Annotated in this window: 6 protein-coding genes; 5 read left to right on the forward strand and 1 reads right to left on the reverse strand. The window is 72.6% G+C overall.

What is annotated here, in order from left to right; all coding sequences use genetic code 11:
• The first annotated feature begins 147 nt into the window (after positions 1 to 147).
• Both ABD317_RS29340 and ABD317_RS29345 read left to right on the forward strand, forming a co-directional pair.
• Positions 148 to 1,437 (forward strand): sensor histidine kinase, encoded by a 1,290-nt coding sequence (locus ABD317_RS29340; protein WP_344293639.1) that lies wholly within the window; start codon positions 148 to 150, stop codon positions 1,435 to 1,437.
• Positions 1,434 to 2,117: a response regulator transcription factor gene (locus tag ABD317_RS29345; RefSeq protein ID WP_344293641.1), complete on the forward strand. Its 684-nt coding sequence runs from the start codon at positions 1,434 to 1,436 to the stop codon at positions 2,115 to 2,117. Before ABD317_RS29340 ends, ABD317_RS29345 begins: the two co-directional genes overlap by 4 nt.
• A gap of 147 nt (positions 2,118 to 2,264) precedes the next feature.
• On the opposite strand, the gene ABD317_RS29350 is transcribed toward ABD317_RS29345, so the two are convergent.
• Entirely contained in the window at positions 2,265 to 3,413 is a 1,149-nt protein-coding gene (locus ABD317_RS29350; protein WP_344293643.1) for an AfsR/SARP family transcriptional regulator, read from the reverse strand.
• 128 nt (positions 3,414 to 3,541) lie between these two features.
• Between ABD317_RS29350 and ABD317_RS29355 the strand changes: the two genes are divergently transcribed.
• The 3 genes from ABD317_RS29355 to ABD317_RS29365 all read left to right on the forward strand — a co-directional run bounded on the left by ABD317_RS29355 (position 3,542) and on the right by ABD317_RS29365 (position 8,687).
• Entirely contained in the window at positions 3,542 to 3,757 is a 216-nt protein-coding gene (locus ABD317_RS29355; protein ID WP_344293645.1) for a hypothetical protein, read from the forward strand.
• Between the two features lie 1,395 nt (positions 3,758 to 5,152).
• A complete protein-coding gene (locus tag ABD317_RS29360) occupies positions 5,153 to 6,913 on the forward strand; it encodes an FAD-dependent monooxygenase (protein WP_344293647.1) in 1,761 nt (586 codons plus the stop codon).
• A 208-nt stretch (positions 6,914 to 7,121) separates the two neighbouring features.
• On the forward strand, positions 7,122 to 8,687 hold the full coding sequence (locus ABD317_RS29365) for an MFS transporter (RefSeq protein WP_425582462.1): 1,566 nt from the start codon (positions 7,122 to 7,124) through the stop codon (positions 8,685 to 8,687).
• Positions 8,688 to 8,819: the final 132 nt, after the last annotated feature.

Genomic DNA, 8,819 nt, shown 5'->3' on the forward strand with positions numbered 1-8,819 from the left:
CCCGCCTCCCCGAGCGGCGGCCGGCCCCCGCGGTCCCCCCCCGCGGCGCCCTCGCGGCGCCCCGCCCCGGCACCGCTGGCCCGGACCCCGGCGCGTACCCGACCATGGACGCAACCACGGGGTCAGTCCACCCGAGCGGAGAACACCGTGCTCCCCAGCTGGTCGCGGTTCACCGACCGCCACCCCCGCCTCGTCGAGGCGGCCCTGCTGCTGCTCGTGCTCGTCATCACCAGCCGGCAGTACGTCGTGGGCGGCCCCGGCTGGGCCGCCGGGCAGCCCCTCGCGGTCGCGGCCGTCGTCCCGCTGCTGTGGCGCCGCTCCCGCCCCGGCCCCGTCGTGCTGGCCGCCGCGGTGTGCGCCGTCGTGTCCGCGGGCCTCGGCTATGCGCTCTCGCTGCCGCTGATGGCGCCGACGATCGTCGCGCTGTACGAGCTGGCCGTACGCGCCCCGCAGCGGACCGTCTACGCCCACTACGCCGTCGTCGTCGCCATGGTCGTCCCCGCCGCGCTGCTCGCCGACGGCGGGGACCAGACCTGGGCCGAGGAGGCGGTCGCCCCCTTCTTCTGGCTGCTGCTGCCGGTGTTCGCCGGCACGGCCGTGCAGGCGCGGCGCGCCTACCTCGACGCCGTGCACCTGCGCGCCGAGCACGCCGAGCGCACCCGCGAGGAGGAGGCCCGCCGCCGGGTCGCCGAGGAGCGCGTACGCATCGCCCGCGACCTGCACGACGTCGTCGCCCACCACATGGCGCTCGCCCACGCCCAGGCCGGCACCGCCGCCCGGCTGGCGCGCACCCGGCCGGCGCAGGCCGAGGAGATCCTCGGCGAGCTGACCGGCACGACCTCCGCGGCGCTGCGGGAGCTGCAGGCCACCGTCGGCCTGCTGCGCCACGCCGTCGACGCCCCCGGCGCCGACGGGGACGGGGCGGGGGACGGTGCCGGCGGCGCGGGGGAGCCGCTGCAGCCGGCGCCCGGGCTGAGCCGGCTGCCCGAGCTGGTGGCCGCCTTCGAATCCGCCGGGCTGCCCGTCACCGTCGCGGTCGAGGGCGCGGAGCGGCCGCTGCCGCCGGGGCTCGACCTCACCGCGTACCGGATCGTGCAGGAGGCGCTCACCAACGTCGCCAAGCACGCCGGTGCGGGCACGGCGCGGGTGCGGCTCGCGTACGCGCACGACCGGCTGACCGTCACCGTCAGCGACGACGGCGGCGCGGGCCGGCCGCCGCCCTCGCCGGCGCCGGGCGGCGGCTTCGGGCTGATCGGCATGCGCGAGCGCGCCCGCACCGCCGGCGGCAGCCTGCGGGCGGGGCGGCGGCCGGAGGGCGGGTTCGCCGTGACCGCGGAGCTGCCGCTGCCCGTACGGCGGCCGACCGCCGGGGCCGCCCCGGCTCCGCAGGCCGGTCCGGCCCCGCAGACCACCGAGCCCTCCGGAGAGCCCCGATGACCGTCCGTGTGCTCCTCGCCGACGACCAGGCCCTGCTGCGGGCGACGTTTCGGATGCTGATCGACTCGTACCCGGACCTGGAGGTCGTCGCCGAGGCCGCCGAGGGCGGCGAGGCCGTCGAACTCGCCCGCGCACACCGCCCCGACGTCGTGGTCATGGACATCCGCATGCCCGGCACCGACGGCCTCGCCGCGACCGAGGCGATCTGCGCCGACCCGGAGCTGGCGGACGTGCGGGTGCTGGTCCTGACCACGTTCCAGACCGACGAGCACGTGGCCCGTGCGCTGCGCGTCGGCGCCGGCGGCTTCCTGGGCAAGGACGCCTCAGCCGACGAACTCGTGGACGCGGTCCGCACGGTCGCGGCCGGCGACGCGCTGCTGTCCCCGGCCGCGACCCGCTCGCTCATCGCCCGCTTCCTCGCCACCCCCGAGCCGGGCGCCGCCCGGCCCGCCCCCGAGGACCTGGCCGTGCTCACCGCCCGGGAGCGCGAGGTGACGGCGCTCGTCGCGGAGGGCAGGTCCAACGCCGAGATCGCCGAGGAACTGGTCGTCAGCCCGCTGACGGTACGCACCCACGTGCAGCGCGCGAAGACGAAGCTGGCCGCCCGCGACCGCGCCCAGCTCGTCGTGCTGGCCTACCGCTCGGGCCTGGTGCGCCCCCGGAGTGAGCCGCCGGAGTGAGCCGCCCGCAGCCGGAAGCGGAACCGGAACCGGAACCGCCGGAGCGGAGAAAACGGAAGCGGCCCGAGGGGTCCCCTCGGGCCGCAACGGTGTCAGGGACACCGTGGAGATGTCCGGTCGGCGGCAAGAGATCGCGATGCGGCGACCTCACGCACCACCGCCCGGGCGCGGCCGCCAGTCGAGCGCGGGCGCGTGGTTGAGGATCTCGTTCTCCAGATGCTGCAGCGCCGGCCTGGGATCGATGCCCAGCTCCTCCGCCAGCCTGCGCTGGTTGGTGCGCAGCACCGCCAGGGCGTCGGCCTGCCGGCCGGCCCGGTACAGCGCCAGGCTCAGCAGCTCGCAGCCGTACTCGCGCAGCGGGTGCGCCTGCGTGAACGCCTCCAGCTCCGCCACCGCCATCTCGTGGGCGCCCACCGCGAGCAGCGCGGCGCACCGCCCCTCGATGACCGAGAGCCGCAGCTCTTCGAGCCGGGCGACCTCGGGCCGTACGTAGGTGGTGTCCGCCACCTCGGCGTAGGCCTGCCCCCGCCACAGCGTCAGTCCGGCTTCCAGCTCGTGCAGGGCCTGCTGCGGCTTGCCCCGGTCGAGTGCCTCCCAGCCGGCGCTGGCGCGCTCGCTGAACCGGTGCACGTCGACCTCGACGACGTGGTTGTCCAGCAGGTAGCCGCGACCGTAGGTGCGGAGCACGGTCGCGGGGGTGCGCGGAGCGCGGTTGGGTTCGAGCACACGGCGCAGGTTGGCCACGTACGCCTGCAGTGAGGTGATCGCCGAGGGCGGCGGGTTGCCGGTCCACAGCTCCTCGACGATGACGTCCACCGCCACCGGCTGGCCGACCTTGCTGACCAGCAGCGCCAGCAGCGCACGCTGCTTCGGCGCGCCCAGGTCTAAGAGCTGACCGTCGACCACGGCCTCGATGGGGCCGAGCGCCCGGAACTCCGCCATGGGCCGGGGCGGATCCGGAATCGTCGAGGGCTGGGCCGCGGTCCAGCGGATCGTGCGCGCAGGGGCCGGCGGCGCGGCCGGCGACATCTCCGCGAGAGCCGGCTCGCCGGGCTTTTCGACGGCAAGGGCGGATTGGTTGGATTCGAGTTCGAGGTCGAGTTCCTTTGCGAAATACACCTTCAATATCTCGTTGGCGCGGCGGAGTTCCTGCACTTCGCGCTCCAGCTCCGCGATGCGCCGCGCATCACCGTTGCCGGTTCCCGTGCGGTGGCCGCCGTCCGTGTGGGACTGGCAGCTACCGCCCAATCCAGCGCCGATAACCATCGTGTCGACGTTGGTTCTGTCGTTCGTCATCTGTGAACTCCCAACATCTCACCGCCTTTTCCGGGGCGCCTGGCCACGGCCGGGTGTCGGCCGGGCCGGCTGCCGGCCGTGCAGCCAAGCAGGATCCGGTCGCCGTACGCTCCGTGCGGTGTGCGCGAGTGGTGCTGCATGGCGCCCTGGCGAGCGCTCCCACACCGCCGCATGGCAACGGCCCGGCCGCACCGCAGCGCGATGGGTGTGCGCTGTCGGGCTACCGGGCGGTCAACGGAGACGACGTGCGCCGCGTCAGAGAGCGTAGGCGCCGCAAGGATTTGCTGCCGAAAAGCAGCAATCTCAACTGGATCTTCGTGAAATTCGACTTTTGCCGGATTTGACGGCCAGGAGTTCTGAATCTGGCCGTGAGGCCAGTGGCCGGGTTCCGGCCCTGCGTCGATCGTTAGCATTTCTGCTGCCCCCGTGTTTGTCGTCCAGTCCCCCGAGACTGGCCGGGGGCCAGCGTAGCCGTGAACCTTAATCCAGTCAAGGCCCGGCAATGTCGACCGCGGGTTTTACATGGCCGGTACACAACACAATGGATCTTCGCCTTGCCGGACACCGAGAGCAACGATCGATCTGGGGGCTTCGACGCTTTTCTCCCCGGCTATTCGATCCCAACATCGCCCACCTGCGTTGTCAACACGGTTCTGCCGGCGCCCCGGCTCTGATGCCCCGGGACCCCTCCGTTCCCGCACGTCGAAGGTGTGATCGATTGTGCCAGCAGAGCCGCGGGGGGCAAGGTCCTGCTATCCCCTCCCGACATGGCAGGAACTTGCTATCCGGCGAGCCGCAGTGACGTTTTCTCAAGATCTTTTACAAGGGGCGCCGGGGTGTCCATGCGTCGGCGAATGTCCAGGTGGGAAGGGCTGTGGGGAGTGGGAAGAGGGCGGAATGGGTGAGTCCGGATCCGGTTGCCCGGGAGCGCGACCGTAGACCCCGTGTCAGCACCGCCGGGGCCTCCACGCGCGTAGCAGAGCGTGACGGCGAACCGTCGTGCGCGGCCCGCCGGCGGAGGACCCGCGGGCGGCAAGTCGGGCAAAGTCGGCAATGAAATTTCATCCCGGTCCGCGAGGAACGATCCGGACGCCGCGCCGGGCCGGCCCGGGCGCACCCGGATGCGGACCCTCACCTTTCCCGCGGCTGGTTCAGGCGATTATCGCGGCGAAATAATCCGTTGTTTGCCGAGACGTCACCCGGCCCGCGGCACGTCCTCGGGGCGCCGCGTGACGCCGAAAGTTCTCCTGCGGTTCCCCAATTCCCGGTGTGTTGAATTAAATTCTGCGCGCCGGTGTAGCGGAGCGCCCGCTCCTTTGCATTGATAGCGAAAGCGGAATCTCTCCGGAGGGTCCGGGGGCGTCGCCCGCCGGCCGGTGGCCGCGCCGGCGTCGGCGGCCCCGGGGGTGCCGCGGGGGGGCGGGGGAGCGGTCGCCCGACAGGGGCGGCCGGTGGCGCCTGGCCCGCGCGAATGTTCGAGTAGGGCCGCCAAGTCGACGCCAACCCGTTCGATAGTGCCAGCCAAATCGGCAGTCGGATGCTGAGGGCACGCAGTATCGGTAGAGAGACGTCGGCATGACGGTGTCGAGGAGGCTCGTCCGGAAGCGCACGCTTCCAGATCGTGGGGATGACGACAGCGCTCGGTCTCGGATGCCGCTTCCTGCGTTCGGCGGCGTCGGGCGGGGGCTGTCCGGCATCCCCGTGCCCTGCCTGAGCCGTCCCCTCATGGAAGGCCGAGCATGGAAGCCATCGAAGTTCCGGTTCTGATCGTGGGCGGCGGCGGATGCGGACTGTCCGCCTCCATCTTCCTGTCCGACCTCGGCGTGGAGCACCTGCTGGTCGAGCGGCACACGGACACGTCGAGGCTGCCGCGCGCCCACTACCTCAACCAGCGCACCATGGAGATCCTCCGGCAGCACGACCTCGTGGACGTCGTCCACGAGCGGTCGGCGCCGATGGAGATGTTCGGCAGGGTGCGCTGGCAGACCTCGCTCGCCGGCGACGGACCGCTGGACGCTCGGGTCATCCACGAGATGGACGCCTTCGGCGGCGGAGCGCTGACCGAGGTGTACGCGGAGCACGGGCCGGTGCTGCCGACCAAGCTCCCCCAGCTGCGGCTGGAGCCCGAACTGCGCCGCCGCGCCGAGAAGGACAACCCCGGCCGCGTGCTGTTCGGCCACGAGCTGACCGCCTTCGCCGACAAGGGCGACCGCGTCGTCGCCGAGGTCCGCGACGTCGCCACCGGCGAGACCACGACCGTCACCGCCCGTTACCTCATCGCCGCCGACGGCGGCCGCACCGTCGGCGCCGAACTGGGCGTGCAGATGGAGGGCGTGCCCAGCATGCTCAACGTCACCACCGCGTACCTCACCGCCGACCTCTCCCCGTGGTGGCACGACGGCACGATCGTCACCTGGTTCGTCAACCCCTACCGCCCCGACCTCTCCAGCACCCTGATGGAGATGGGCCCCACCTGGGGGAAGAACTGCGAGGAGTGGGCGCTCCACTTCAACCCCGGTGACGCCGACCGCGACGACCCCGACGCGATGATCGCCCGGATCCGCGAGGTCCTCGGCGTGCCCGACCTGGAGCTGACCCTGCACCGGATCAGCCAGTGGACCGTCGAGGGCGTCCTCGCCGACCGCTACCGCCAGGGCCGGGTGCTCATCGTCGGCGACGCCGCGCACCGCCAGCCGCCCACCACCGGCCTCGGCCTCAACGGCGGCGTCCAGGACGTGCACAACCTGGCGTGGAAGCTGGCCGCCGTGCTCTCCGGCCGCGCCGACGACAGCCTCCTCGACTCGTACGAGGCCGAACGCCGCCCCGTCGGCAAGCGGAACGTCGACTGGGGGCTGTCGACCTGGTTCAACCACAAGGTGGTGACCGAGGCCGCCGTCGGCCTCGGGGCGCACATCCCGGTCGAGCGCCGCCCGTCGGTGTTCGCCGCCTACTTCGACGCCTCGCCCGTCGGCGCCGCCGTACGGGCCCGGGCGGCGGAGATCCTGAACACCCACCGCTCCGAGTGCCAGGCGCACGACCTGGAGGTGGGCTTCGCGTACGAGGACGGCGCGCTCGTCCCCGACGGCACCGAGCCCCCGGCCCGCGCGCCCCTCGGCAACACCTACCACCCCACCACCCGGCCCGGGCACATGCTGCCGCACGCCTGGATCGAGCGGAACGGCGCCCGCCTGTCCACCCACGACCTGGTCGGCCGCACCGGGGGGTTCGTGCTGATCGCCGGCCCCGAGGGGAAGGCGTGGTGCGACGCGGCCGCCGAGGCGGCCGAGAAGTTCTCGGTCCCGCTCACCGCGGTCCGCATCGGCGACGGCGCCGAGTGCGCCCCGGCCGACGGCCGGTGGGCGGCCGTCCGCGAGATCACCGACGAGGGCGCCGTCCTGGTGCGCCCCGACCACCACGTGGCCTGGCGGAGCGGGACCGCCGGCGACGACCCGGCCGGCACGCTGGGCGACGTGCTCGCGCGCATCCTCGGCCGCGGCTAGGGCCGGTGCCCTGAGGCCGCACGGCACCGCCCGCAGACGGCACCACCGCACGACAACAGCACAGGAACCGCACGACAGGAAGGGGACGGCGGCTCCGGGACACGACGCCCCGGACGCCGCTGTCCCCTTGACCGCGTCCCGCCCACGTGTCCGGCCCGGCCAGGGGTCACATCCCCGCAGCAGCCCCTGTCATGAGGGTTGAAGACGAATGTCCGTATCACTCGACAAGGAGAAGATCGTGGCAACACAGAGCGCGGACTCGGCTGCCGGGCCCGCCCCGGGAACGGCCGGAGCGCCGGAGCCCGACCCCAAGCGTTGGTTCATCCTCCTCGTCGTCTGCGTCGCACAGCTCATGGTGGTCCTGGACGCGACGATCATGAATCTCGCGCTGCCCTCGGCCCAGGAGGACCTGGGGTTCTCGATCGCGAACCGGCAGTGGGTCGTGACCGCGTACGCGCTGGCGTTCGGCAGCCTGCTGCTCTTCTGCGGCCGGCTGGTCCTGCTCTTCGGTCTCAAGCGGTCGTTCCTCGTCGGACTGGTCGGCTTCGCCGGCGCCTCCGCCGTCGGCGGCGCGGCGACCAGCTTCGAGATGCTCGTCAGCGCCCGCGTCGGCCAGGGCGTCTTCGCCGCCCTGCTCGCCCCGGCCACCCTGACGCTGCTGAGCACGACCTTCACCGACCCCAAGGAGAAGGGCAAGGCGTTCGGCGCCTACGGCGCGGTCGCGGCCAGCGGGGCGGGGCTGGGCCTGATCATCGGCGGCGCGCTCACCTCCGGCCTCTCCTGGCGCTGGTGCATGTACGTGAACCTGCTCTTCGCCGCCGTCGCCCTCTTCGGCGCCGTGCTGCCGCTCGGCCGCAACGGCGGGCCGGGGGGCCCGCGGGCCCGCCTGGACATCCCGGGCGTCGTCCTGGTGTCGAGCGCCATGTTCTGTATCGTCTACGGCTTCTCCAACGCCGCGAACGACGACTGGGGCACCCCGCAGACCTGGGGCTTCCTCGTCGCCGGCGTCGTGCTGCTGGTCGCCTTCGCCGGCTGGCAGGGCCGCGCGGAGCACCCGCTGCTGCCGCCGCGCGTCGTCCTGCACCGCAACCGCGGCGGCGCGTACCTGACGATGCTGATCGTCGGCGGCGGCGTCTTCGGCTTCTTCCTCTTCCTCATCTACTACATGCAGACCACGCTGGACTACTCGGCGATCACCTCGGGCGTCGCCCTGCTGCCGATGGTCGTGCTCACGGCCGTGGCGGTGAACATCGGCAACATCAAGATCATGCCGAAGTACGGCCCCAAGCCGCTGGTCATCTCGGGCCTGGCGCTCAACGCCCTCGGCACCGCCTGGCTGACCAACGTGGACGTCGACTCCACCTACGCCACCGCGCTCCTCGGCCCGATCCTCGTCTTCGGCTTCGGCATGGGCTTCATCTTCGCCGCGGCGCTCCAGACCGGCACCACCGGCGTCCAGCCGCAGGACGCGGGCATCGCCTCGGCCAACATCCAGGTCGGCCAGCAGATCGGCGGTTCTGTCGGCACCGCGCTGCTCAACACCATCGCGGCCAGTGCCATCACGGACTACGTCAAGGAGAACGCCCAGGGCCAGCCGACGGAGGAACTCCTCCAACTGGCCGCCGTCGACAGCTACGTCACCGTGTTCTGGTGGTGCACCGGCCTGTTCGCGGCGGGCGCGGTCATCTGCGGCCTGCTGGTCCGCTCCGGCCCGCTGCCGGCCCCGGCGTGGGGGGCGCAGCCCGCGGACAAGGCGGAGAAGACGCCCTCATGACCACGGCGGCGGACGGCCGCCTTCCGGATACCCGTCCACCGCGGTGACCTGGAGCCCGGCGGTGAAAACCAAGCGTGCGCCAAGTCGTTGGTGTGTGGTGGCCAAGCGGGGTGGCGGATGCTGGGTGGGCGT

It is taken from the genome of Streptomyces synnematoformans, assembly GCF_039531005.1.
Classification (GTDB): domain Bacteria; phylum Actinomycetota; class Actinomycetes; order Streptomycetales; family Streptomycetaceae; genus Streptomyces; species Streptomyces synnematoformans.